At 57.5% G+C, this 21,220-nt stretch carries 27 protein-coding genes and 1 tRNA gene; 10 read left to right on the top strand and 18 right to left on the bottom strand.

The window, feature by feature from the left end; genetic code table 11:
- The first annotated feature begins 9 nt into the window (after positions 1 to 9).
- From ccmI to ACR0DK_RS09095, 3 genes are read left to right on the top strand one after another with little or no spacing between them, the layout of a single operon-like run.
- The gene (gene ccmI / locus ACR0DK_RS09105) at positions 10 to 1,230 is read left to right on the top strand and encodes a c-type cytochrome biogenesis protein CcmI (RefSeq protein ID WP_480735831.1); all 1,221 of its coding nucleotides are present in this window, start codon (positions 10 to 12) and stop codon (positions 1,228 to 1,230) included.
- Entirely contained in the window at positions 1,227 to 1,691 is a 465-nt protein-coding gene (ruvX, locus tag ACR0DK_RS09100) for a Holliday junction resolvase RuvX (RefSeq protein WP_170403288.1), read from the top strand. The genes ccmI and ruvX overlap by 4 nt, the downstream gene beginning before the upstream one ends.
- A 17-nt stretch (positions 1,692 to 1,708) precedes the next feature.
- Positions 1,709 to 1,942: a DUF1289 domain-containing protein gene (locus tag ACR0DK_RS09095; RefSeq protein ID WP_170663723.1), complete on the top strand. Its 234-nt coding sequence runs from the start codon at positions 1,709 to 1,711 to the stop codon at positions 1,940 to 1,942.
- Between the two features lie 491 nt (positions 1,943 to 2,433).
- On the opposite strand, the gene ACR0DK_RS09090 is transcribed toward ACR0DK_RS09095, so the two are convergent.
- The 6 genes from ACR0DK_RS09090 to ACR0DK_RS09065 all read right to left on the bottom strand — a co-directional run bounded on the left by ACR0DK_RS09090 (position 2,434) and on the right by ACR0DK_RS09065 (position 6,549).
- A complete protein-coding gene (locus ACR0DK_RS09090) occupies positions 2,434 to 3,162 on the bottom strand; it encodes a SpoIIAA family protein (RefSeq protein ID WP_480735828.1) in 729 nt (242 codons plus the stop codon).
- Positions 3,163 to 3,198: 36 nt separating this feature from the next.
- The gene (locus ACR0DK_RS09085; protein WP_170565823.1) at positions 3,199 to 3,984 is read right to left on the bottom strand and encodes a hypothetical protein; all 786 of its coding nucleotides are present in this window, start codon (positions 3,982 to 3,984) and stop codon (positions 3,199 to 3,201) included.
- A complete protein-coding gene (locus ACR0DK_RS09080) occupies positions 3,978 to 4,802 on the bottom strand; it encodes a sulfite exporter TauE/SafE family protein (RefSeq protein WP_170511906.1) in 825 nt (274 codons plus the stop codon). The genes ACR0DK_RS09085 and ACR0DK_RS09080 overlap by 7 nt, the downstream gene beginning before the upstream one ends.
- Positions 4,803 to 4,830: 28 nt before the next feature.
- Positions 4,831 to 5,850: a tRNA dihydrouridine(20/20a) synthase DusA gene (dusA, locus tag ACR0DK_RS09075; RefSeq protein WP_480589953.1), complete on the bottom strand. Its 1,020-nt coding sequence runs from the start codon at positions 5,848 to 5,850 to the stop codon at positions 4,831 to 4,833.
- 92 nt (positions 5,851 to 5,942) lie between these two features.
- Positions 5,943 to 6,019: transfer RNA gene (locus tag ACR0DK_RS09070), tRNA-His, on the bottom strand.
- A 47-nt stretch (positions 6,020 to 6,066) separates the two neighbouring features.
- Positions 6,067 to 6,549, bottom strand: coding sequence for a GNAT family N-acetyltransferase (locus ACR0DK_RS09065; protein WP_170597945.1), 483 nt, complete (start codon positions 6,547 to 6,549; stop codon positions 6,067 to 6,069).
- Positions 6,550 to 6,627: 78 nt separating this feature from the next.
- Between ACR0DK_RS09065 and ACR0DK_RS09060 the strand changes: the two genes are divergently transcribed.
- Positions 6,628 to 6,816 (top strand): DUF6324 family protein, encoded by a 189-nt coding sequence (locus ACR0DK_RS09060; RefSeq protein WP_480735826.1) that lies wholly within the window; start codon positions 6,628 to 6,630, stop codon positions 6,814 to 6,816.
- Here the strand turns inward: ACR0DK_RS09060 and ACR0DK_RS09055 are convergent.
- The gene (locus ACR0DK_RS09055) at positions 6,813 to 7,244 is read right to left on the bottom strand and encodes an MmcB family DNA repair protein (RefSeq protein WP_170396323.1); all 432 of its coding nucleotides are present in this window, start codon (positions 7,242 to 7,244) and stop codon (positions 6,813 to 6,815) included. The genes ACR0DK_RS09060 and ACR0DK_RS09055 overlap by 4 nt on opposite strands.
- Before the next feature lie 103 nt (positions 7,245 to 7,347).
- Here ACR0DK_RS09055 and ACR0DK_RS09050 point away from each other — a divergent pair, with 103 nt between their 5' ends.
- Positions 7,348 to 7,668 carry an ArsR/SmtB family transcription factor gene (locus tag ACR0DK_RS09050; RefSeq protein WP_480735825.1) on the top strand — a complete coding sequence of 107 codons (321 nt, stop codon included), beginning with the start codon at positions 7,348 to 7,350 and terminating at the stop codon, positions 7,666 to 7,668.
- Positions 7,665 to 8,090 carry an SRPBCC family protein gene (locus tag ACR0DK_RS09045; protein ID WP_170585376.1) on the top strand — a complete coding sequence of 142 codons (426 nt, stop codon included), beginning with the start codon at positions 7,665 to 7,667 and terminating at the stop codon, positions 8,088 to 8,090. Before ACR0DK_RS09050 ends, ACR0DK_RS09045 begins: the two co-directional genes overlap by 4 nt.
- 215 nt (positions 8,091 to 8,305) lie before the next feature.
- Here the strand turns inward: ACR0DK_RS09045 and ACR0DK_RS09040 are convergent, their stop codons facing one another.
- The 4 genes from ACR0DK_RS09040 to ribB are packed head-to-tail and all read right to left on the bottom strand — an operon-like array spanning position 8,306 to position 10,825.
- Positions 8,306 to 8,611: a hypothetical protein gene (locus tag ACR0DK_RS09040; RefSeq protein ID WP_480735822.1), complete on the bottom strand. Its 306-nt coding sequence runs from the start codon at positions 8,609 to 8,611 to the stop codon at positions 8,306 to 8,308.
- A 59-nt stretch (positions 8,612 to 8,670) separates the two neighbouring features.
- On the bottom strand, positions 8,671 to 9,153 hold the full coding sequence (nusB, locus tag ACR0DK_RS09035; protein ID WP_170396315.1) for a transcription antitermination factor NusB: 483 nt from the start codon (positions 9,151 to 9,153) through the stop codon (positions 8,671 to 8,673).
- Positions 9,150 to 9,701, bottom strand: coding sequence for a 6,7-dimethyl-8-ribityllumazine synthase (locus ACR0DK_RS09030; RefSeq protein WP_170396313.1), 552 nt, complete (start codon positions 9,699 to 9,701; stop codon positions 9,150 to 9,152). The genes nusB and ACR0DK_RS09030 overlap by 4 nt, the downstream gene beginning before the upstream one ends.
- Before the next feature lie 2 nt (positions 9,702 to 9,703).
- Positions 9,704 to 10,825 (bottom strand): 3,4-dihydroxy-2-butanone-4-phosphate synthase, encoded by a 1,122-nt coding sequence (ribB, locus tag ACR0DK_RS09025; RefSeq protein WP_170626626.1) that lies wholly within the window; start codon positions 10,823 to 10,825, stop codon positions 9,704 to 9,706.
- A 318-nt stretch (positions 10,826 to 11,143) separates the two neighbouring features.
- Here ribB and ACR0DK_RS09020 point away from each other — a divergent pair, with 318 nt between their 5' ends.
- A complete protein-coding gene (locus tag ACR0DK_RS09020) occupies positions 11,144 to 12,199 on the top strand; it encodes a phosphatase PAP2 family protein (RefSeq protein ID WP_480735819.1) in 1,056 nt (351 codons plus the stop codon).
- Between the two features lie 3 nt (positions 12,200 to 12,202).
- On the opposite strand, the gene ACR0DK_RS09015 is transcribed toward ACR0DK_RS09020, so the two are convergent.
- The gene (locus ACR0DK_RS09015; protein ID WP_170396310.1) at positions 12,203 to 12,790 is read right to left on the bottom strand and encodes a riboflavin synthase; all 588 of its coding nucleotides are present in this window, start codon (positions 12,788 to 12,790) and stop codon (positions 12,203 to 12,205) included.
- Positions 12,791 to 12,930: 140 nt separating this feature from the next.
- Between ACR0DK_RS09015 and ACR0DK_RS09010 the strand changes: the two genes are divergently transcribed.
- From ACR0DK_RS09010 to ACR0DK_RS09000, 3 genes are all read left to right on the top strand, one after another.
- Positions 12,931 to 14,229, top strand: a complete 1,299-nt coding sequence (locus ACR0DK_RS09010) for a capsule biosynthesis protein (RefSeq protein ID WP_480735817.1) — start codon at positions 12,931 to 12,933, stop codon at positions 14,227 to 14,229.
- 80 nt (positions 14,230 to 14,309) lie between these two features.
- Positions 14,310 to 15,443 (top strand): polysaccharide biosynthesis/export family protein, encoded by a 1,134-nt coding sequence (locus ACR0DK_RS09005; RefSeq protein WP_170396306.1) that lies wholly within the window; start codon positions 14,310 to 14,312, stop codon positions 15,441 to 15,443.
- A gap of 3 nt (positions 15,444 to 15,446) precedes the next feature.
- The gene (locus tag ACR0DK_RS09000) at positions 15,447 to 17,444 is read left to right on the top strand and encodes a capsular polysaccharide biosynthesis protein (RefSeq protein WP_480735815.1); all 1,998 of its coding nucleotides are present in this window, start codon (positions 15,447 to 15,449) and stop codon (positions 17,442 to 17,444) included.
- A 3-nt stretch (positions 17,445 to 17,447) separates the two neighbouring features.
- Here ACR0DK_RS09000 and ribD read toward each other — a convergent pair whose 3' ends face one another.
- The 6 genes from ribD to ACR0DK_RS08970 form a co-directional block, all read right to left on the bottom strand.
- Positions 17,448 to 18,548, bottom strand: coding sequence for a bifunctional diaminohydroxyphosphoribosylaminopyrimidine deaminase/5-amino-6-(5-phosphoribosylamino)uracil reductase RibD (ribD, locus tag ACR0DK_RS08995; RefSeq protein WP_480735813.1), 1,101 nt, complete (start codon positions 18,546 to 18,548; stop codon positions 17,448 to 17,450).
- On the bottom strand, positions 18,545 to 19,015 hold the full coding sequence (nrdR, locus tag ACR0DK_RS08990; RefSeq protein WP_039534475.1) for a transcriptional regulator NrdR: 471 nt from the start codon (positions 19,013 to 19,015) through the stop codon (positions 18,545 to 18,547). Before nrdR ends, ribD begins: the two co-directional genes overlap by 4 nt.
- Positions 19,016 to 19,134: 119 nt before the next feature.
- A complete protein-coding gene (locus tag ACR0DK_RS08985; RefSeq protein ID WP_480735812.1) occupies positions 19,135 to 19,545 on the bottom strand; it encodes a secondary thiamine-phosphate synthase enzyme YjbQ in 411 nt (136 codons plus the stop codon).
- A gap of 6 nt (positions 19,546 to 19,551) precedes the next feature.
- Positions 19,552 to 19,953, bottom strand: a complete 402-nt coding sequence (locus ACR0DK_RS08980; protein ID WP_480735810.1) for a hypothetical protein — start codon at positions 19,951 to 19,953, stop codon at positions 19,552 to 19,554.
- Positions 19,954 to 20,030: 77 nt separating this feature from the next.
- Entirely contained in the window at positions 20,031 to 20,585 is a 555-nt protein-coding gene (locus tag ACR0DK_RS08975) for a DUF4166 domain-containing protein (RefSeq protein WP_480735808.1), read from the bottom strand.
- Positions 20,575 to 21,000: a thiol-disulfide oxidoreductase DCC family protein gene (locus ACR0DK_RS08970; RefSeq protein WP_480735806.1), complete on the bottom strand. Its 426-nt coding sequence runs from the start codon at positions 20,998 to 21,000 to the stop codon at positions 20,575 to 20,577. Before ACR0DK_RS08970 ends, ACR0DK_RS08975 begins: the two co-directional genes overlap by 11 nt.
- Positions 21,001 to 21,220: the final 220 nt, after the last annotated feature.

The following is a 21,220-nucleotide window of genomic DNA, read 5'->3' as shown; positions in this document are numbered from 1 at the left end:
GGAGGGACCATGCCGTTCTGGGTTCTCATCTTTTTGATCGCGCTGCTGATCGCGATTTTCCTGGGTTACACGATGCTGCGCGGTCGTCGCGGCACCGGCCCGACAGCTGCTTATGATCTGCGAGTCTATCGTGAACAGCTAGCAGGCGTCGACAAAGACTTGGCGCGCGGCGTGATCGCGAAAGCTGATGCCGAGCGTGTACGCACGGAAATCTCGCGCCGTATCCTGGCCGCAGACGCGCAGATGCGCAATGAAGACAAAGGCGCCGGGCCATCACGCTTGGTTACCATAATAGCGTTCCTCGCCATGGCCGCCGTTCTGGTTGGTGGCGGGTTGGCGATGTATCGTCAGTTGGGTGCTGCCGGTTTCCCTGACATGCCCCTTTCAGTTCGTCTGGAAATGGCAGAAGACCTGCGCGAAAATCGACCCAGCCAGGCTGAGGCCGAGGGCATTGCCACACCGCTCCAGACGCCTCCGCTGGACGAAAGCTATGCAACTTTGCTGAACCGGCTGCGCGAAACTGTGGCCGAACGCCCCGATGATCTGCAAGGCCATACCCTGCTGGCACAGCATGAAACCAACGCGGGGAACTTCAAAGCAGGGTATGAGGCACAAACCCGTGTGATCGAACTGTCGGGTGATGACGCTTCGGCTCAGGCCTATTCGGATCAGGCGGAGATGATGATTTTGGCCGCTGGCGGCTATGTCTCACCAGAAGCGGAAGCCGCCTTGCGACAGGCGCTTGAGCGCAATCAGCGCTTGGGTCCTGCCCGGTATTATTGGGGGCAGATGCTGGCACAGACCGGGCGGCCTGATATGGCCTATCGCGTTTGGGTCGAAACCCTTAACGACGCCCCGGCTGGCGCCCCATGGGCGAATGCCATCCGGTCACAGATCGATGAATTGGCATTCCGCGCAGGCGTGTTTAACACACCCGACTTTTCTGCTGCATCCGGCCCTAGCCAGGACGATGTAAATGCCGCTGCCGAGATGTCGCCAGAAGAACGACAAGAAATGATCCGCGGCATGGTCGATGGCCTTTCGGACCGCCTTGCGACCGAGGGCGGGACACCCGAGGAGTGGGCACGCCTGATTGCCGCCTTGGGCGTGCTGGGCGAAGGCCAACGCGCCATCAAAATCAGGAACGAAGCCAAGGAAGTATTTGCGGGTAACGCTGAAGCGTTGGAGATGATCGACGCTGCCGCGCTGCAGGCCGGAATCGCTCAATGATCCACGACGCGTTCGAAGACTTCGCAGCATCCCTGCCCCCAATGTCAGCCCTGATGGGGCTGGATCTGGGAGAAAAGACCATCGGCGTTTCCGTCTCGGACCGGATGCGCGGCGTGGCCACCCCGCTTGAGACGGTACGACGCAAGAAATTCACACTGGATTCCGCGCGTTTGATCGAGATTGTGACCGAGCGTGAGATCGGCGGCATTATCCTCGGACTGCCGCGCAACATGGATGGCAGCGAAGGGCCGCGCTGCCAGTCAACCCGCGCCTTCGCACGAAACATGACCCGTTTGACCGATCTGCCCATCGGTTTCTGGGACGAACGACTAAGTACCGTTGCGGCAGAAAAAGCACTGCTTGAGGCGGATACGACACGAAAACGTCGCGGACAGGTTATTGATCACGTCGCAGCAGGTTATATTCTGCAAGGCGCGCTGGACAGACTGCGCTTTCTTTGACGGATCGGAAAACGCCCATGACGAATATGGTTTGGAAACGGGACGAGGTCGAAAGCCCTTGCATCCAAATCTGCGTCGTTCACCCGACCGAACGTATCTGCACCGGCTGCTACCGCACCATTGACGAGATCACGCGCTGGTCAAAGATGGACAGCACCGAACGGGCCGAAATCATGCAGGATCTGCCGGAACGCAAACCCCGTCTGGCAAAGCGCCGTGGTGGCCGTGCCGCCCGGCTGCATGGGTCCTGATCCGCAAGCCTAGTATTTTGGTCTCCGCGTAGGCTTAAGATCACTCAGAGATTCGTGATCCCGCAACTCAGAACCGAACAGTTTAACCAGCTCGTTCTGGGTTGTCGTCTTGGCAGGTCGCGGGCGCAACTCAACTTCCAACTCGTAGCTTTCAACCTGTTCGGGAGTGTCCTTCGAAAGAATGCGTTTTAGTACTGAGCGAAAAATCATTGCTCTTCCAATATGTAATAAACGACGCGCCACTGCGGGACCGTTCCGAACACCGAGGGGGGAAGAGTCCGGAAGCTGTGTTTGAGTGAGTGGTGGCCCACAGCGACGCGAAACAGCTTGTTGCCTCTCCCTCTAAATCCGGGACAGGTAAGGACTTTTTAAGTTATTTGACCAACCAGTCAATAATAGCGCTAACTTAAAGTTGCATTCCGTAACGTCAACGCAAAAAAGAACAATGCCTATGATTACAAGGCATTGTTTCTGAACCATTTTTAGAGCATCTAGCCAGTCGCAAGCCAGGTTTTTGCATTCTCGTATTCCTCAGCCGGGAAATACTGGGTCCGCGTTCCCAGAACATGGCTGGCCATGCGTTGCGCCATTTTTTGCCATGTCTTGTCACCGACAATCGCTGCACGATCCAGCATCCCAATATGACCAGCCGCCAGTCTGAAATGGGCTGCCATTGCAGTCAGACCCTGCCAACCATCGAACTCGCGCAGATCGATCAACAGGCGAAACCCGTCACGTTCGCGCAACAGCGCATCAAGATCGGTTTGAGCCTGACCGTATTCCTGTGAATCCAGTTTGCCCATCAGGCGGATCTGCACGCAAGGTCCGCCCAGATCCGTCACGTGGATCGCCCCGAGAGATTCGCGCATCCAGCGACGCGCTTCCTCCACCTCATCCATTCCAAAAACGTGCACCGGGCAAGGCAGGATCGGGGCAGCCAGGCGGACGCTTGTTTGCACCCATCCCTGGTCCGCCACAACGCCAATCCGGTCGAATCCGCGCCAATGGCTGAGCCCCAACTTGGTATCGGACCATGCGGCGCCCAGATCGTATCCTTTGAACTCGGACCCAATGATCGCCAGCAGTCGTATGGCGTCGTGCTCTTCCAATGCGGCCTCAATAGCGGGAACAAGCGTGCTCGCGTAATCTGCGCTAGTGACCTCGCCCGAAAGCTCGACCTCAATAAGGGCACCATCTGCATTCGTGTGAACCGTAATCATCGAACCAACTCTCCAAAGCTAAACAATGGCAGGAGGTTACGGGGATTCGAGCCATTGCGCTACACCATCAGGCAACTGAGGGCGGAAATAGGCGATCATCCGTCCATCCGGTCCAGCGCTGGCATTCGGACCCCAGGGTGCAACCCCATGCAGACAGTGGCGGTGCAACAGATAGGCTTCGCCCGGACGCGCCGGTAACTCGAGGCGCGGACATGTCTCGAACACTTCGCGACGCGCCGCCTGATAGACATCTGTGATATCGGCCTCGCTCAATTCATGCCGCGGCACCTTCTTCATCGCGGCCCGAAAAGCATCGCCGAGGATTTTGTGGCTTCCCTCCCACAGCACCATTGGTGCTGCGTCCACACTGGCCTCGGTAAGTGGGATACCCAATATCCAGGCATGAGGTTCATCCACCCGCCGTCGTCGATCAGGGCCAGTTGGCTTCAGCCCATCCACATGCGCCGCATCCCGACGCGCTCGATACCGCGCCGCCGCCTCGCTTTCGCCACGTCGGGGACGCGGATATCCCGGATAGATCACCGAGACCTGCCCTTTGTGCAGATCGATCGATCCAAACTGCTGGTGTGCCAGTTCGATGGCCGCGCCCGCCAGTGCAGGCGAACCCGCCACCCTGCCCTGCGCATCATTGTCCAGTGCATCAACGCCAATGAACCACGTGCCATCGCAATCGTGCCAAGCTGCATGAGCTGGATCGCTGACGGACGCACGCGCAGTGGGAAGAGCGTGCGCCACCCAATCCGCCAACGCTCCATCATAAGGAAACTTTACCCAACCTAGCTCGTAAAACGACGCTACCACCCCAACGCCTTTCTCAGCATATTCAGAGCAACCAGGGTAAGGAATACCGCGAAGACCCGCCTGAGCGGCTTCGGATCCATCGCATGCGCCAGCTTAACGCCCCACGGGGCGGTGATCATAGTCATCGCAACGACGATACCGAAAGCCACCAGATTGACCGCGCCAATGGTCAGCGGCGGGCGATGCTCCGGAGCGATGTTGAGAAATAAAAAACCCAGCACCGACGGGACAGCGATGATCACGCCAAAGCCCGCTGCGGTCGCAACCGCCCGGTGGATCGGGGTGTTATAAAGGCTCATCAATGGAACGCCGAAACTGCCCCCGCCAATTCCCATCAGTACCGACAGAAACCCTACCGAAGGGGAAAGCGCGGCGCGGCGCAATCCTTTGGGCATCGCATCCCCCAACCGCCACTCGGATTTACCCAATCCAAGATAGATGCCGATAACCATTCCAAGCATGCCGAACAGCGCCTGCAAAAACTCTGTCCTCAGAGCTGAAGCCACCAGAACACCGATCACCGCACCCACCGCTATGCCTGGCCCCCAGCCGCGCAGGATGCCCCAATCCACCGCGCCTTTCTTGTTATGGCTAAGAACCGATCGGATCGACGTTACAATGATCGTGGCCAGCGAAGTTGCGAGGCATAGCTGCATCAGCTGAGGCCCGCCATATCCAAGTGTCTGAAACGCATAGAAAAACGCGGGCACCAGAACGATTCCACCGCCAACGCCCAAAAGCCCAGCCAACACCCCGGCCAAAGCGCCGATCACAAGCAAAAGGCCCAGCATCTGGGCCAGCAACATCGTCTCGGGCATCATTCCCCCATAGCGGCTCGAAGCCGTCTTAGCCTACCTGTTCCACCTGCGATAGCGCTGCGACAGAGTCCAGAGCCTGCAGGATCACTTCTGGGCCGGCATTCTCGCGCACAGCACCTTCGGAGAGCATCCGCCGCCATCCCCGCGCACCGGGACGCCCCGCGAACAGGCCCAGCATATGCCGCGTGATCTGGTGCAATCGACCACCGTCGACAAGATGCGCCTCGACATAGGGCAGCATATTTTGCACCACTTCAATGGGATCCGCGACACTGCCCGTTCCAAAGATCAACGGGTCCGCAGCCGCCAGAATATCTGTCGGTTGGTGATAGGCGGCACGACCGATCATGACACCATCAAGCCCAGCCTCCAGATGCTGTTGCGCCTGAGCAAGCGACGTAATGCCACCATTGATCGAGATGTGCATGTCCGAAAAATCAGCCTTCATCCGATGCACCAGATCATAATCCAGTGGCGGAATATCTCTGTTTTCCTTGGGACTTAACCCCTGCAACCAAGCTTTGCGCGCATGGATCGTCACCCGCCGACAACCGGCCTTGCGAATCTGGTCGAGGAATGCAGGTAGCACTTCTGAAGGTTCCTGTTCGTCAACACCGATACGGCATTTCACCGTGACTTCGACCTTCACCGCCTCGCGCATCGCCGCAACGCACTCCGCGACTTTTTCGGGTGCGCGCATCAATACCGCACCGAATGTCCCTGATTGCACACGGTCAGACGGACACCCACAGTTCAAGTTGATCTCGTCATATCCGGCTTCAGCCCCCAGCTTGGCCGCCTGCGCCAATTCCTGCGGGTCCGAACCCCCTAGCTGCAACGCAACCGGGTGTTCCTGAGGATTAAAGTCCAGCAGATGCAGCGCGCCGCCGCGCACCAAAGCAGGCGCTGTGACCATTTCAGTATAAAGCAAGGTCTCAGAACTCAGCAAACGATGCAGAAACCGGCAATTCTTGTCGGTCCAATCCATCATGGGTGCAACAGACAGTCTCGCATTTCTACGGATGTCTACAGGTTTCTTATCCGGCATATCTTGCTCATGTCATCGGAACGCAGCTTTCGCCAAGTACCGGGTATACAGAAAGACCTGCAACCGGCAAACCGTTCTTGGGTTTTGGGAGATGGTACCGCCTCCCTGGCTTGAACAGGGGACCTCTGGATCCACAATCCAGCGCTCTAACCAACTGAGCTAAGGCGGCACTTGTGAGGGGCGATTTAGCGAAGGCGTACGGGGATTGCAAGGGGATTAAAGCTGAATTCGCCAGCTTTGTTCGACCAGATCGACACCGAAGGAATGCACCGGCTTGCTGTCGACAAGCTCCCACCCAAACGCACGATACAGCCCGCAAGCGGCGGCGTGACTCTCATGGGTCCACAGCACCATCTGGCGATATCCTGCGTCGCGGGCGAAACCCATGCAGGCGGTCAGTAGCCGCTTGCCCAGCCCCTGTCCACGAGCCTCGGGCAGCAGCAGAAACAACCGCAGCTTGGCGGTTTGATCATCCAGCCTGACACAGAAAATACTACCCAAACGATCCCCGTCGCACTCGGCGATCCAGCCTTGTTCGCAAGTTGGATCATGATCCGCGATGAATTCCGTCAGAATGCGGGCAACCAGTGGGCCGAAACTGTCATCAAACCCTTCGTCACGGGAATAGAGCACGTCATGCTGTTCTACCAGCCACGGCGCATCCTCGGCGCGGAAAGGTCTGAGCGTTGCCGTCTCCATGCCCTATCTGAACCCATAGTCGGCTTGATTCTCAACCCATCGCGCGTTAGCACCAAAGCGCATTTCCCGGAGGCGAACATGAGCATCAATACCGAACGCGATATCGAAGCGAACCTGCAGATCGGCCCCACCGATCATGGTATGGTGCGGCTGTTCGTTGAAGGTGCCGGAATTGAGATTCCAATGGATTTCGACCCCGAAGAGGCCGAAGAAATCGCCGAGGAAATCCGCGCCGCAGCCCAAGCCGCGCGCGCCATCAAAAGCTAAACCCTGGGGTCGCGCAAGGCCTGCAACCGACGTGCAGAATCCATCGCGAATTTCTGAACCATCTTTTTGCGCCGCGCCGGGGCCAGCTTGCTTTCTGGCCCCATACGGATGATTTCAGCATCATAGGCATCAGCGATGATCAAGCCTGTTTCCGCAGGCAGAAGCTCGGTCGGGAAATCCGTATCAACCGCCCAAAAGAATCGGTCACACCAGTCAAGATAGCCCTGCCATTTAGAATCCGACTGATAATCGGCGCGGCTGGATTTACACTCGACCACCCATATCTCGCCCTTTGGGCCCAACCCCATCACATCGACCCGCAGCCCTCGGGTAGGGACAAATTCTTCAATCGAAACATAGCCGTGGGTCAACAAGTGACGCGAAACACCACGGGCCAGCTTTTGTCCGGGCTGCATAATTAGTGTCATTCCGAGAATGTGAACAATTCATGAACAAAAATCAAGCAGCTTGACATGGTACCATTTGGTATCGCAATAATGTGAAACCAAATGGTATCTGGTGAAATTTGTCATGAACTCACAAACTCAAAACGCATTCCGGGCGCTCGCCGACCCGACCCGGCGGGACATTATTCAAATGCTCGCCGCCCAAGACATGACGATTGCCCAACTGACCGAGCGTTTCGACATGACCCGCGCGGCGGTCAAGAAACACCTGACGGTCCTGTCAGATGGCGGTCTGATCACGGTTGAGGCCAGAGGTCGCGAGCGCATCAATCGCCTTGAACCACAGGGGATGGCTCCGGTTTTGGACTGGCTCAGTTACTTCGACCGGTTCTGGGATGATCGCCTCGCCAATCTGAAAAAAGCTATCGAAGGGAACAAGAAATGACAGACGCAGTTTTGCAGAAAACAATCTTTCTCCGCGCCACACCGGAAGTCGTTTGGGACTATTTGACCGATCCCGACCGACTGGCCGAGTGGTTTCACAAACCCGAACGCCCCCTGGCCGCAGGACAAAAGCTTGAGATGTTCGGGACGACCAGTGGCGACCTTCTAATTTGGGGTGAAGTGCGTGAAGCGAGACGTCCTGAATATCTTGAATATACATTCACCATAAAACCAATGGGCGGCGCCGAAAGCGTGGTCAAGTGGACGCTGGACCCCGTCGCTGGTGGCACACGTCTTGGACTGCTGCACGAAGGCCTACCTCAAGGGGCTGACGCCTTTGGCCTGATCCTTTCGCTGGATGACGGATGGGATGAACATTTCGGCAAGATGCGCACCGCTCTGCACGAAACTGTTGATGCTTGACCCCTTGTGCGAACCAGCTTCAGGCCCTACTTAGGCCCGTGGCGGGTTCTGCCCTTCTTGTGACTGGTAGCATTCTGGTGGCCTTAAGCAATTCCGAGGGGGCTGGCTCTGTTCAGGTCCTGGCCTGATTACCTGGCGCCCACCTGTACATACAGGTCCTCGGGAATCAAACCGCACGGTTGACTGGTGGTCCCGCCACATATTTACCTAATAAATCAGCGCCCTACGCGCACTTCCTGTTTGATCGGCGCAGGCTTCAAACCATGAGCAATCGGTGTTCCACCACGTGGTTTGTTCGGCTTCTCAGCCATGCTCATGATCGCATAGGCGAACTGCACACCCGCAAAGACGATCCCGTTCATGAACCAGATCATGACCAACGCGATCAGACCAATTTCCGAACTGGTGATTAGATGCCGTAGATTGGCCACGTTGAGCGCCAGCAGCACCCCGACAAAGACGGCCGAGATCACAAAGCCCCAGACGACTTGCGTAATGTAGAGACGGACCAGTTTGGGCATGGCGAACCTCCTTGCACTGTGATGGTGAGTCTAGCGCATGCTGGGTCGCGGTAAAGGCGTCAGAACGCCTCGGGCTGGGCCTCGCGCGCCATGTGATCCAGCACAGCGTTCACGAATTTGGGCTCTTTGCCTTCCGGGAAGAACGCACGTGCGACATCGACGAATTCGGTGATCACGACCTTTGGCGGCGTGTCGCTCTGGGTCAACTCAGCCCCGGCCGCGCGAAACACAGCGCGCAGGGTCGGATCGATGCGCGCAATGGGCCATTTGGCGACCAATGCACGATCGGTCATCTGGTCGATAGTGGCCTGATAGTTCACGGCGTCATCCACCAACTTACGGAAGACACTGATATCGCCATCCAGCATCTCATCCCCCTCGTAGACCGCGCCAAACCGATGATCCAGAAACTCATTCACAACCTGTTCAGTCGTCTGGCCCGACTGCTCCATCTGGAACAGCGCCTGCACGGCATAAAGCCGGGCGGCGGATTTCATCAGGCGTTTCTGGTTGGCCGGTTTCGGCGCGTCTGTCTGGGTCATGCTGTCGTGGGTCCGTTGCTGTCGCCCGCCACAAGGATGGACTCGGACGGTGGCTTGAAGCCCACGCCCTTTTTGGAAGAGCCCCACTTACGGCTGAGCGCGATCAGATGCAAGGCCGCAGCCGCCGCTCCACCGCCTTTATTCATCTTTTCGGGGTTTGCACGTACCTCGGCCTGTTCGTCGTTTTCGACAGTCAGGATGCCGTTGCCGATCAGCAGGCCCTGCAGGCCCATCAACTGGATTGCACGGCTAGAGTCGTTGCAGACGGTTTCATAATGCGTCGTCTCGCCCCGAATGACACAGCCCAACGCGACATAGCCGTCGTAGTTGCACTGACGGTCGGCCATGGCGATTGTGGTCGGGATTTCCAGCGCACCGGGCACTTCGACCACGTCGCAGGTTCCGCCTGCGGCCTCGATCTCAGCCTTGGCACCAGCGACCATGTTGTCGGCGATGGCACGGTAGAACGGAGCCACCACCAGCAGCAGTTTCACCGGCTTGTCGAAGCTGGGAGTCGGCAGAATGCCATGTTTGTCTTTTTCAGCCATTATCAGTCTTCCTTGAGGATCGAGCGGGTGCCGACGATTGACAGTCCAAACGCGTCGAGCCCCAGATACACGGTTTCAGGCGAGTCTGTCAGCAACACCAGTTCCTGAATACCCATCTTGGACAGGATCTGCGCACCCAGACCGGTTTGCTTGATCGTGCGCGGGCCTTCGTCGTCTGCGGCATACAGCGAATTTCGCGGCTGACGGAAAAGGCAAACGACGCCGCGCCCCTCTTCGGCGATCTTTTCCATCGCGCGGGGCAGCTCTCGTGAAGATTTCGGGCCAAGACCCAGAATATCGGGCGCTTCATGCAGGGCGTGGGTCCGGGTCAGGACCGGCTCGGGCGTTGTGATGTCGCCCTTGATCATGACAACGTGTTCGATACCGTGGGTCTGGTCGGTGAAAATCCGCATCTCCCACGCGCCACCATATTCTGATGTCACCATCTCGCGCGAAGTTTCCACAACCAGATTGTCGTTGCGTGAGCGATAGGCGATCAGATCACTGATCGTGCCGATCTTCATGTCATGCTCTTTGGCGAAGGCGACCAGATCAGGCAGGCGCGCCATTGTGCCATCGGGCTTCATGATCTCGCAGATCACGCCCGAGGGGTTCAGCCCGGCAAGACGCGAGATATCAACGGCGGCTTCGGTATGCCCTGCACGCACCAATACACCGCCCCTTTTGGCGCGCAAGGGGAAGACATGGCCTGGGGTCGCTATGTGAGCCATAGTGTTTTGCTCGTTGATCGCGGTCGCCACCGTTAGTGCGCGATCAGCGGCCGATATTCCCGTCGAAACTCCCTCGCGCGCTTCTATCGACACGGTGAAGGCTGTCTCATGACGCGACGAGTTGTTCACCGCCATCATCGGCAGGCCCAGGCTATCGATCCGTTCCGCTGTCATCGGCAGGCAGATCAACCCGCGCCCATGGGTCGCCATGAAATTGATCGCCTCTGCATCAGCGAACTCAGCCGCGATCACCAGATCACCCTCATTCTCGCGGTCCTCATGATCCACAAGAATGTACATCCGGCCCTTTCGGGCCTCGTCGATGATTTCCTCGATCGGACTGATCGCCTCGCGCAATTGGGCCTCTACCGGTCCGGGGGTTTCAAAACTCATAGGGCAGCCTTTCGCACAACGGGTTTGAATGGCGGGATAGACCAGAGTGGACGCAAAGACCAGCCTGTAAGCACTGCGAGATAGATTGATATGCCCAGCGCTATAGGGCCAGCGATGAAATCTGGTGCCAACTCAGTTTACCAATCCTATGCGCCAGTTTTGACTTTGGCCTTTTCTGCGCATTGTTGCCAATAGCTGAACCTTTAGGCCGGTTGCGTGAACTTTGTCCACAAATTGCCCCAATTGGGCCCTTGGATCGCCTGATATCCTGGGCCCAGTCATTGTATAATGTCCTAGCTAGACGAGAATTTGAGCCCAGTGTCTAAGACCGCTGATCTGCCCGCTGCGAATTTCGTGCGTGTAAACGCCCTTCGGCGAAACAGGCTGCTGCTATCACTCATTGCACTGCAGATGGTCTATGCCATTGCCGTTAGCATCTATGTAGGACGGTCATATTGGGATTTTTCGACCTCTTCCCTGATTGTCATCTCAGTTCGTCTTCTTGGTTTCATGTTCGCAAATTTCGTTCTTTGGCGACTTGGCGTTGCCATGTTCGTCGTGCGACCCAAAAAGCCAATTCAATGGATGTTGCAAGATCTGCGATCCAAGATGGCAGATGTTGAAAAAGCGACCGATGCGGTTATCTGCTTTCTCAGCATCGTCGCACTTATCCTGACCTATACCTTTCTGAAGAACGAAATACATGCTGTGAATCCGACACTCTGGGATGAGCAATTCGTGCAATGGGACCGGTTTCTGCACGGCGGCGTCGATCCGTGGACCTTGCTATGGCCCATTTTGGGATCACCGATCGCAACCACTGCGATAAATGGTGCCTATCACATCTGGTTTCCCATGATTTACATCGCGGTTTGCGTCGCCTGTCTGGACCGCAGTGACCCGAACCGCAGCACCGTTTTTCTGGTAGCGTTTGCACTGTGCTGGTTTGTAGGCGGCAATGTGATTGCAACCATCTTTGCCTCGGTTGGTCCCGTTTACTACGAACCCTTCAATCTTGGCTCTGACTTCGTTCCGCAGATGGAGTTGTTACGCAAATCACACGAAATCAGCCCGGTCTGGGCGCTGAATGTGCATGAAATGCTGTTGGATGGTTATCGGAATAATGGGCTAGCAGGCGGAATCTCGGCGATGCCCAGCATGCATGTTGCCTCTACCGTGCTGCTGGCGTTCTACGGCTTCACCTATTCGCGTTGGCTCGGCTGGGCGCTGTCGGTGTTTGCCTTCATCATCTTACTAGGCTCGGTTCACCTCGCCTGGCACTACGCCATCGACGGGTATGTCTCAATCCTGCTGGCTTCATGCTTCTGGTGGCTGTCCAGGAGGCTGACGGCCAAATTTGGACCTTCCACCTGAAGGTCAGGACATCTCGGCCAGTCGCGCGACGTATCGGGCCAGGGTATCGATCTCAAGGTTCACGCGATCACCAACCGAGACGTCACCCCATGTGGTGACCTCTTTGGTGTGAGGGATGAAGTTGATACCAAAGTCGCACCCGTCCACATCATTAACCGTCAGCGATGTACCGTTCAGCGCGACGGACCCTTTCGGAGCGATAAACCGGGCCAGATTGGCCGGCGCCCGCAATGTCACCCGCGTGCTATCACCCTCGTCTATCACAGAGACCACCTCAGCCACGCCATCCACGTGGCCCGAGACGATGTGCCCTCCCAATTCATCCCCAACCTTCAAGGCACGTTCCAGATTGACGCGCTTGCCCACCTGCCAACTGTCCAGATTGGTTTTCGAAACCGTCTCAGCGCTGATCTGCACATCATACCAATCATCGCCCAACGCGATGACGGTTAGGCAGACGCCATCACTTGCGATTGAAGCGCCAATATCAATGCCCGCCGTTTCATAGCTTGTCTTGATCCGTGCCCGCAGGTCTCCCTGCTGGTCCAGTTCGGTAACAGTGCCAATATCGGTGACGATCCCTGTGAACATGTCATTAACCCTCTGAACCTAGCTTCAATAGCCGAGGTAAAGGCACGCAGCTCTACCGGCAAGCCCTGCCTTGCCGTGAAAACGACAAAGAGGCATAATTTTATACAAACGCACCAAAAGTCACCACACGAGCAGACCGCATGATCCCTTTGGCCAACAGCCCTAACCGGCGTGTGTTCCTGTTTCTACAAGGACCGCATGGTCCGTTCTTTAACGCGCTTGGTCGGATGCTGCGGGCTGCGGGTGCTCAGGTCTGGCGGGTCGGATTCAACGCGGGCGATCAGGCTTTCTGGGGCGACAAATCCAGTTACATTCCATATCGCGGCGCGCCAGATGATTGGCCGGAGACCTTAAGCGAATTGCTCACCCACTATGATGTGACCGATATCGTGCTCTATGGCGACACCCGGCCCGTGCATGCACGCGCAGTTGAGATTGCCAAAGCACGCGGGACCACTGTTCATGTGTTTGAAGAAGGCTACCTGCGCCCTTGGTGGGTGACCTATGAACGAAACGGGTCGAACGGAAACTCACGCCTGATGGAACTGGATGTGGCGCAGATGCAGACGGCGCTGGAACAGTCCGAAGGGCATGCGCCCCCACCGCCTTCCCATTGGGGGGATATGCGCCAGCACATCTTTTACGGTGCGCTCTATCACTGGTTTGTGCTGTTTCTGAACCGCAGATATCAGAAATTCCGACCACATCGAGAGCTGCCGGTTTCGAAAGAGTTTCGTTTGTACTTCAAACGTCTGAGTCTGATGCCCATTCACAGGCTACAGCGGGGTTGGGCCACAGCACAGGTCAGGTGGAGCGGTTTTCCATACCATCTTGTGTTGCTTCAATTGGGCCATGACAGTTCGGTGCAATACCACTCGGATTTTTCCTGTATGTCCGAGTTTCTCGAATTGGTGATCGCCGGATTCGCCAAAGGCGCCCCGGCGCATCACCACCTCGTTATCAAGGAACATCCACTTGAGAACCACCGTGAGCCGCTGCGGCTGCGGGCGCGCCAGCTTGCAGCGCAGCACGGCATCACAAACCGAATTCACTATGTGCCCGGTGGTAAGCTGGCCAGGTTGCTAGACGATGCAAAATCCGCCGTGACGGTGAATTCGACGGCAGGTCAGCAGGTTCTGTGGCGCGGCATTCCTTTGCGGATTTTTGGGCAGTCGGTTTATGACAAGCCCGAATTCGTATCTCGGCAATCGATTGAGGCATTCTTTGCCCAGCCAGATGCCCCGGGCGGCAAGGCCTATCGGGCCTATCGCCAATTTCTTCTGGAAACCTGCCAAGTCCCCGGGGGGTTCTATTCTCGCCAAGGGCGTCGTCAATTGCTGCGGCGGGCGGCTGACATTATGCTATCGGCTCAGGACCCCTATCAAGGGTTGCTCTCCGATAAAGAGGCCACAACGCCACAGTTGCGCGTTGTTGAATGATCGCGGGCAACCTGCTGCTGGATGTTTCGAAGCGATGCGGGTAACCTTCCCAAAACAAAGACGATTGAGGTAAATCGGCAGTGCAGCGCTTTCCTACCCGATGGATCCGGGGGGTTTCCCTTGTGGCGACCCTTGGCCTGCTGGCAGCATGCCAGCTTCCCAAATCCGGACCGAACAAAAACGAAATTCTAGCCGGGTCGGTCGAAAACGGGGGTAACGCCTTTGTGGTTGAGGTCGACGACCGTGTTGCGCGGGCCACATCGGTGATTCCGCAATACGGGTTTTCGAAATCCTTCCGCAGCGCGCAAAGCGTCGCATCCGATACCGTACGCCCCGGCGATATTCTGAGTCTCAGCATCTGGGAAAATGTCGAGGATGGGTTGCTAAGTTCCGCAGCCGGTGGCGCCACCGTTCTGGATCAGGTGCAGGTCGACAGCGAAGGTTACATATTTGTCCCTTATGCCGGGCGGCTGCGTGCGGCGGGCAATACGCCCGAGCAGCTCCGCACACTGATTTCCTCGAAGCTGGAAGAACAGACTCCGGATCCGCAGGTCCAAGTGTCGCGCACTCCGGGTGATGGGTCGACCGTTTCTCTGACCGGAACTATCGGCGCGCCGGGAATCTATCCGATTGAGCGACCGACTGGCTCGTTGTCGACCATGCTCGCGCAAGCAGGCGGGGTGGCAGTTGCATCCGATATCGCATTGGTCACTGTGATCAGGGGCAAGCAAAGAGGAACCATCTGGTACGACGATCTGTTCCGCAACCCGGAAACCGATATCGCCTTGCGCGGCGGCGATCGCATTCTGGTCGAACAGGACAGCCGCTCATACATCGCGCTGGGCTCGACCGGAGGACAATCCCGCGTGGCCTTTGAAAGTCAGGACCTATCCGCCCTTGAGGCGCTGGCTCAGGTCGGAGGCTTACAGCCGCTATCCTCAGACCCGACAGGTATTTTTGTTCTGCGTGAGGAACGGCAGGATGTGGCGCGCAATGTCATGGGACGTCCCGAGCTACAGGGTGATCAGCGCATGATCTATTTGCTGAACCTGACCGCGCCCAATGGCCTGTTCATCGCCCGCGATTTCGTGATCCGAGACGATGACACGATATACGTCACCGAGGCCCCATATGCACAGTGGAGCAAATCTGTCTCGCTGATTGCTGGAGGTCTGACGCCATTTGCGAATGTGGCGACGCTTACGGGTAACTGATGAATGCTCTCTGAACCGGAGAACACGGCCGGGGGCGAACGCTCCCGGCTTTTTGTTTACAACGGTGGGTTCCTGACACAGTCGCGGCTGCGTCGTATATTGTCTCTGGCCGGGTATGACATCCGGCTTGGTCTGCCACAGCCAGACGATCTGGTCGGGGTCTGGGGCAACAGCCCGACAGCCCATCGGGGAATGGGTATCGCGCAGAAACGCGATCTGCCCGTCGTGAGGGTCGAAGACGCGTTCCTGCGGTCTCTGCACCCTGGACGAAGCGGTGAGGCACCCATGGGTCTGTTGTTGGATCGATCGGGTCTGCATTTTGATCCGAGTGTGCCTTCGGATCTGGAAACTCTGTTAGCCACGCATCCGCTGGATGACACCGCCCTGCTGGATCGCGCGCGAGGCGCAATCGCGCGCATCCGAGAGCTGCATCTGAGCAAATACTCGGCCTTTGACCTTGATCTGACGCCTCCCGATCCTGGCTACGTTCTAGTGATCGACCAGACGCAGGGAGATGCTGCCGTCACCGCAAGCAACGGCGACTATGCACGGTTCCGCGAGATGCTGGTCATCGCGCAAGAGGAAAACCCCGGTGCGCGCATCCTCATCAAAAGCCATCCTGAAACCACGGCAGGCCACCGCAAGGGATACTTTTCCGATCAGGATCTGAGTGACAGAATATCGATCCTCAACAGCCCCATCAGTCCATGGTCGCTGCTTGAAGGGGCCATCGGGGTTTACACGCTGTCCTCGCAGATGGGATTTGAGGCGATATTGGCCGGGCACAAACCTCGCGTGTTCGGGCAACCATTCTACGCTGGGTGGGGGCTGACGCAGGATGATGCCCCCCTGCTCCGTCGCCAACGGAATCTTACGCGGGCGCAGCTTTTTGCAGCTGCGATGATCTTATATCCGCGTTGGTATGATCCCTACCATGATCGCCTGTGCGAATTGGAATGCGTGCTCGATACGCTTGAGGCGCAAACCCGGGCCTGGCGGCAGGACCACAAAGGCTGGACCGCCTCCGGGATGCGGGTATGGAAACGCCGCCACCTGCAACGCATTTTCGGCCAGCACCATAAGGTGCGTTTCGTGGCCGAGCAGCCAGAGAACACCAAACAACCCCATATGGTCTGGGCCAGCCGAGCCGGTGAGACGCTGAATGCAACCCGGATTGAGGATGGCTTTTTACGATCCCGCGGGTTGGGCGCGGAGCTGGTTCCACCGCTGTCGCTGGTGACCGATGATATCGGCATCTACTACGATCCAACGCATCCCAGCCGCCTGGAGGAATGGATCACCACGCGCGAAACCTTGCGCCCTGATCAGAGGCTCCGCGCCGAGCGGCTGACAGCCCAGCTGCTGACCGAGGGCCTAAGCAAGTACAACATCGGCCACCCCGCCCCGGACCTACCGAAGGGGCGTCGCGTTCTAGTGCCAGGTCAGGTTGAAGATGACGCCTCGATCCGAATGGGAACAAGCAATATCCGCACCAATCTGGACCTGCTGCGAGCGGCACGCGAGGCCAATCCCGACGCTGTGTTGATCTATAAACCGCACCCGGATGTCGAAGCTGGTCTGCGCGACGGCAAGATCGAAACTGATCTGGCCGATGTCAATGTAGAAGGCACCGATCCTGCCACCCTGCTTGGACAGGTGGATGAGGTCTGGACTATGACCTCTCTGCTGGGGTTCGAGGCTTTGCTGCGTGGCGTCCGGGTCACCACTCTCGGTGCGCCGTTCTATGCCGGTTGGGGGCTGACGAGTGATCTGGGGGCGGTGCCTGCGCGACGTGGCGCGCGGCCTTCGTTGATGGGATTGGTGCACGCAACGCTGATTGACTACCCCCGCTATCTCGATCCGGTGACGGGACAGACCTGCCCCGTCGAAATCGCGGTCGAACGGCTTGCGCAGGGTACGCCATCCCCTACCGGACCCGTAAATCGCATCTTGTCCAAATTTCAGGGCGCGCTGGCAACGCATGCGCATTGGTGGCGCTAAAGGCTAGTGCGTCACGCGCGCCCAGCGATGTAGGATATCGCCGCCTACGACCTGTGTTTTGATCAGATCAAATCGGGGGGCAGTATCCAGAGTATCAAGCCTCAGAGCCCCGATCGCGGACAGACCTTCGGCCCCGATGGTCAGCCCCGCTGTAAAACCGACCAACTCATCGACCAGATCGCCCTTTAGCAAAGATGCAGCCAATGCTGATCCGCCTTCGCAAAAGACACGCGTCAATCCGGCCTGCCCAAGCTGCTGCAACAGATCAGCCGCATCCACGTGATGACCATCCAGCGCACAAGGGATCAAACGGGCACCCAACCCCTCCCACGCACGCGTACGCTCGGGGTCTGGGTGGGGGCCGTGACAGAGCCAGACAGGGATATCGGACGCGGTTCGCGCAAGTTGCCCCATCAAGGGCAAATCCAGATGGCGCGAGACCACCACGCGCACCGGCTGATGCTGCACGCCCAGATCACGAACCGTCAGCGACGGGTCATCGGCGCGCGCTGTCCCTGCCCCAACCATCACCGCATCGTGGCGCGCACGCATCGCATGCACCGCGCGGCGAGCATTTAGACCTGTGATCCACTGACTGTGCCCGGTTTCCGTGGCAATCCGTCCATCGAAGCTGCTGGCCATTTTCAAAGTCACAAACGGGCGGCCTTGCTCGGTTTTCAGAAAAAACCCTGCGTGATCGCGGGCCGCCTGTTCCGCCAGAACGCCGGTGGTGACCTCAATCCCGGCCTCGCGCAACATGGCAAACCCTTGCCCAGCGACCCGAGGATCGCTGTCTTCGATCGCCGAAACCACACGGGCAACACCGGCCTCAATCAATGCCTCGGCACAGGGCGGCGTCTTTCCGAAGTGTGAACAGGGTTCAAGCGAGACATAAGCGGTGGCACCTCGCGCGGCCTCACCCGCCTGCGTCAGAGCCATAGGTTCTGCATGCGGACGACCCCCGGGCTGCGTCCAGCCGCGACCAACGATGCGTCCATCGCGCACGACGACACACCCGACGGACGGGTTCGGCCAGCAAGTGCCTTGGCCGCGCCGCCCTAATGACAGGGCCAGCGCCATGTATCGCTTATCTGTTTCGCTCACTCGTCCGTCGAAGGTTGCGGCGGGCGCAACTCGTGGACAAACTCCTCGAAATCATCGGCCGCCTGGAAATTCTTGTACACACTCGCAAAGCGAACATATGCGACCGTATCAATCCGGGCCAGCGCTTCCATTACAATTTCACCGATTTTGTTCGAAGGGATATCGGTTTCCCCCATGCTTTCAAGACGGCGCACGATGCCGGAGATCATCTGATCAATCCGATCGGGATCAATGGGCCGCTTCTGCATCGAAATACGGATCGAGCGTTCCAGCTTGTCGCGGTCGAAGTCTTCGCGCTTACCGTTGGTTTTGATGACGACCAGATCACGCAGTTGCACGCGTTCATAGGTGGTGAACCGTCCGCCGCAGGCCGGGCAGAACCGCCGTCTACGGATCGCGACGTGATCCTCTGCCGGGCGTGAATCTTTGACCTGAGTATCGATATTTCCGCAAAACGGGCAGCGCATCCGCCGTCTCCTCGTCCCTAGCTGGCCACTTTTTGTAAGCGCTGCGGCTTACTTATCCACAACTATAGGACAGCCTCTAGGGTTTGGGTAGTCGGAATTTTCCACCCCAATATAAAGCGTCACCCAAAATGCGCAGCGACCTTTCTTTCATGCGGCGCGTTGCGGTGTTCAAACAGATATATCCCCTGCCATGTGCCCAGCGCAGGTACCCCATCTGACACCGGTATCGACAGCGATACAGGCATCATCGCGGCCTTGATATGGGCTGGCATGTCGTCCGGCCCCTCATAGGTGTGACGCAGATAAGCCATTGAGGGATGATCCGATTGCGGCACCAGCCGATCAAAGAAGGCGCGCAAATCAGTCTGCACCTCGGGGTCGGCGTTTTCCTGAATTAGCAGCGAACAAGACGTGTGCCGCACGAACAGCGTCAACAAACCGCCCGAAGCCGGCCTCAGCCAACTGCGCACAGGGGCGGTGAACTCATAAAGCCCCGCGCCCTGTGTCTGGATTGAAAATTCTGTCTGCATCGCAGGTCAATTGATAAACGGACGGACGCCGCACCGTGCATATGCGCCCTGCACCGACATGCTGTCACCCGGTTGGAACCCGACCGAGACCGAAAAGCTGCCTTTCTGTGGGACATTGGCAGGTTGCTTCAGCGTGAACTGTACCGCCGTCCGGCGTCCCGTTGTCACGCTGGGGCCATAGCCGCGCAGAACGTAGATTTGTTGCTGCCACCCGGCACCCAATTTCCGGCGGGCAAAATCGGCGGCGGCGCACCAATATCCATCGATATCCTGACGCGTCCTTGGAATGACCTCAAAATCCGTGCCGCTCATCGGTTCCGTCCGATAACCGTTCGGCGCGGCATCGACGACGCCCGCAGAACTGGTCATAAGCAGTGCTGCAAATGCGCAGAGTATTGTCTGTTTCATCGTAACCATCTTCCTGTTTCCATGTTAAATATAGACTAGCGCGCGGACATCGTCAGCACAGCGAACTAACGATCATGTCAGTTTGACCCGCCTTGTTCGTGAACAGGCGCCAACCATCCCTCATAGCGGATCAAGTGCCCCAATCCCGGTGCTGTCGCCGAAATGTCAAAGCGAAACCTCAATTGTACGTCCTCAGCCTCGGTCGATCCGGAACGTGGCAAAAGAAACCCCGGACACGGAATGCCAAACAAAGCGAGGCGGCGGATCTCAATGGTCAGCCCCTTATCAGTTCTCACCGGCTGCAACCATATTGTCAGCCCGCCGATCTGTTCCCGCACCATGCCACACAGCGAATCAAAAGTGATCCGTGAACGCGTTTTGTGGCCTGCGAAATCCCGTTCCCATTGCCAATATGCGCCGGACTTTCGGATCGTAAGGGTGACCGGCAAATCTTCGCCCGCAGGTGGAAATCGCCCGATGCGAAGTGCCAGAGCGACCAAAACGCCTCGGCCACGCTGAATGCTGCATCGACCAGAGTAGCGACCTTCCCCGCTGTGCAAATCCCTGACCAATCCAGGCACAGATTCATCTATACCCAGCGCCTGCAGGAATGGATCACGATCAGAATCCATCTTGAGCAAACCGCGATCTGAGAGAAGGATCAGGAACCAGGCACCCATCCCGCCGCCCAAATAGCGCATATCGGTTACGGGCAATCATCCGGTACAGCGGGTTCTTCAGAAACCTCGGCAGGTATCGACACAAGGACAATACCCGCCACGGACCATTTAGTGCACGCACCGCAGCGGCAAATGCGTCGAGATTTTGGTGCACCTTTCCTTTGACGATCACCAAATTGGTTTCAAATTCGTCTGTCGGCAGGTTCAGGAGAGCATAAAGCTGCTGCCCAAGCGGTGACTGCGCAGTTGCAAATAGAAATTTCTGATCTCGATCATGGCGCAACATGAAGTGAATAAACCCTGAACACAGCACGCATTCACCGTCGAAGACGATCAAATCTGTATCGATGGAAAGATCATCAGCCACGAGAGATCAAGAAATAACAAAAGGTTCCCCGTGAAGCTGTCACGTCGAATGCGCCGCAGCAATGCGACATGACTGACCAGAAGAATGAGAGGGGCGTGCCGGGGAACCCGTTGAAACGGCTTGGTGGACCGCTCGCTCAGGCTCTGACCTTTTCCCCAAAAGGCGCTGACCCGACAACACCGGTCATGTAGCTATTGGCCAAGGCTACGGACATGGTCAT

It is taken from the genome of Ruegeria sp. CE6 (assembly GCF_056537485.1).
Note: the sequence above shows the minus strand (reverse complement) of the source record. Positions and strands in the feature narration are given on the sequence as shown.

Bases quoted from the DNA above. Each gene is read 5' to 3' on its own strand.
- ccmI (WP_480735831.1), top strand. From the start codon at position 10: ATGCCGTTCTGGGTTCTCATCTTTTTGATCGCGCTGCTGATCGCGATT.
- ruvX (WP_170403288.1), top strand. From the start codon at position 1,227: ATGATCCACGACGCGTTCGAAGACTTCGCAGCATCCCTGCCCCCAATG.
- ACR0DK_RS09095 (WP_170663723.1), top strand. From the start codon at position 1,709: ATGACGAATATGGTTTGGAAACGGGACGAGGTCGAAAGCCCTTGCATC.
- ACR0DK_RS09090 (WP_480735828.1), bottom strand. From the start codon at position 3,162: ATGATTACGGTTCACACGAATGCAGATGGTGCCCTTATTGAGGTCGAG.
- ACR0DK_RS09080 (WP_170511906.1), bottom strand. From the start codon at position 4,802: ATGCCCGAGACGATGTTGCTGGCCCAGATGCTGGGCCTTTTGCTTGTG.
- dusA (WP_480589953.1), bottom strand. From the start codon at position 5,850: ATGCCGGATAAGAAACCTGTAGACATCCGTAGAAATGCGAGACTGTCT.
- ACR0DK_RS09065 (WP_170597945.1), bottom strand. From the start codon at position 6,549: ATGGAGACGGCAACGCTCAGACCTTTCCGCGCCGAGGATGCGCCGTGG.
- ACR0DK_RS09060 (WP_480735826.1), top strand. From the start codon at position 6,628: ATGAGCATCAATACCGAACGCGATATCGAAGCGAACCTGCAGATCGGC.
- ACR0DK_RS09055 (WP_170396323.1), bottom strand. From the start codon at position 7,244: ATGACACTAATTATGCAGCCCGGACAAAAGCTGGCCCGTGGTGTTTCG.
- ACR0DK_RS09050 (WP_480735825.1), top strand. From the start codon at position 7,348: ATGAACTCACAAACTCAAAACGCATTCCGGGCGCTCGCCGACCCGACC.
- ACR0DK_RS09045 (WP_170585376.1), top strand. From the start codon at position 7,665: ATGACAGACGCAGTTTTGCAGAAAACAATCTTTCTCCGCGCCACACCG.
- ACR0DK_RS09040 (WP_480735822.1), bottom strand. From the start codon at position 8,611: ATGCCCAAACTGGTCCGTCTCTACATTACGCAAGTCGTCTGGGGCTTT.
- nusB (WP_170396315.1), bottom strand. From the start codon at position 9,153: ATGACCCAGACAGACGCGCCGAAACCGGCCAACCAGAAACGCCTGATG.
- ACR0DK_RS09030 (WP_170396313.1), bottom strand. From the start codon at position 9,701: ATGGCTGAAAAAGACAAACATGGCATTCTGCCGACTCCCAGCTTCGAC.
- ribB (WP_170626626.1), bottom strand. From the start codon at position 10,825: ATGAGTTTTGAAACCCCCGGACCGGTAGAGGCCCAATTGCGCGAGGCG.
- ACR0DK_RS09015 (WP_170396310.1), bottom strand. From the start codon at position 12,790: ATGTTCACAGGGATCGTCACCGATATTGGCACTGTTACCGAACTGGAC.
- ACR0DK_RS09010 (WP_480735817.1), top strand. From the start codon at position 12,931: ATGATCCCTTTGGCCAACAGCCCTAACCGGCGTGTGTTCCTGTTTCTA.
- ACR0DK_RS09000 (WP_480735815.1), top strand. From the start codon at position 15,447: ATGCTCTCTGAACCGGAGAACACGGCCGGGGGCGAACGCTCCCGGCTT.
- nrdR (WP_039534475.1), bottom strand. From the start codon at position 19,015: ATGCGCTGCCCGTTTTGCGGAAATATCGATACTCAGGTCAAAGATTCA.
- ACR0DK_RS08985 (WP_480735812.1), bottom strand. From the start codon at position 19,545: ATGCAGACAGAATTTTCAATCCAGACACAGGGCGCGGGGCTTTATGAG.
- ACR0DK_RS08980 (WP_480735810.1), bottom strand. From the start codon at position 19,953: ATGAAACAGACAATACTCTGCGCATTTGCAGCACTGCTTATGACCAGT.
- ACR0DK_RS08975 (WP_480735808.1), bottom strand. From the start codon at position 20,585: ATGGATTCTGATCGTGATCCATTCCTGCAGGCGCTGGGTATAGATGAA.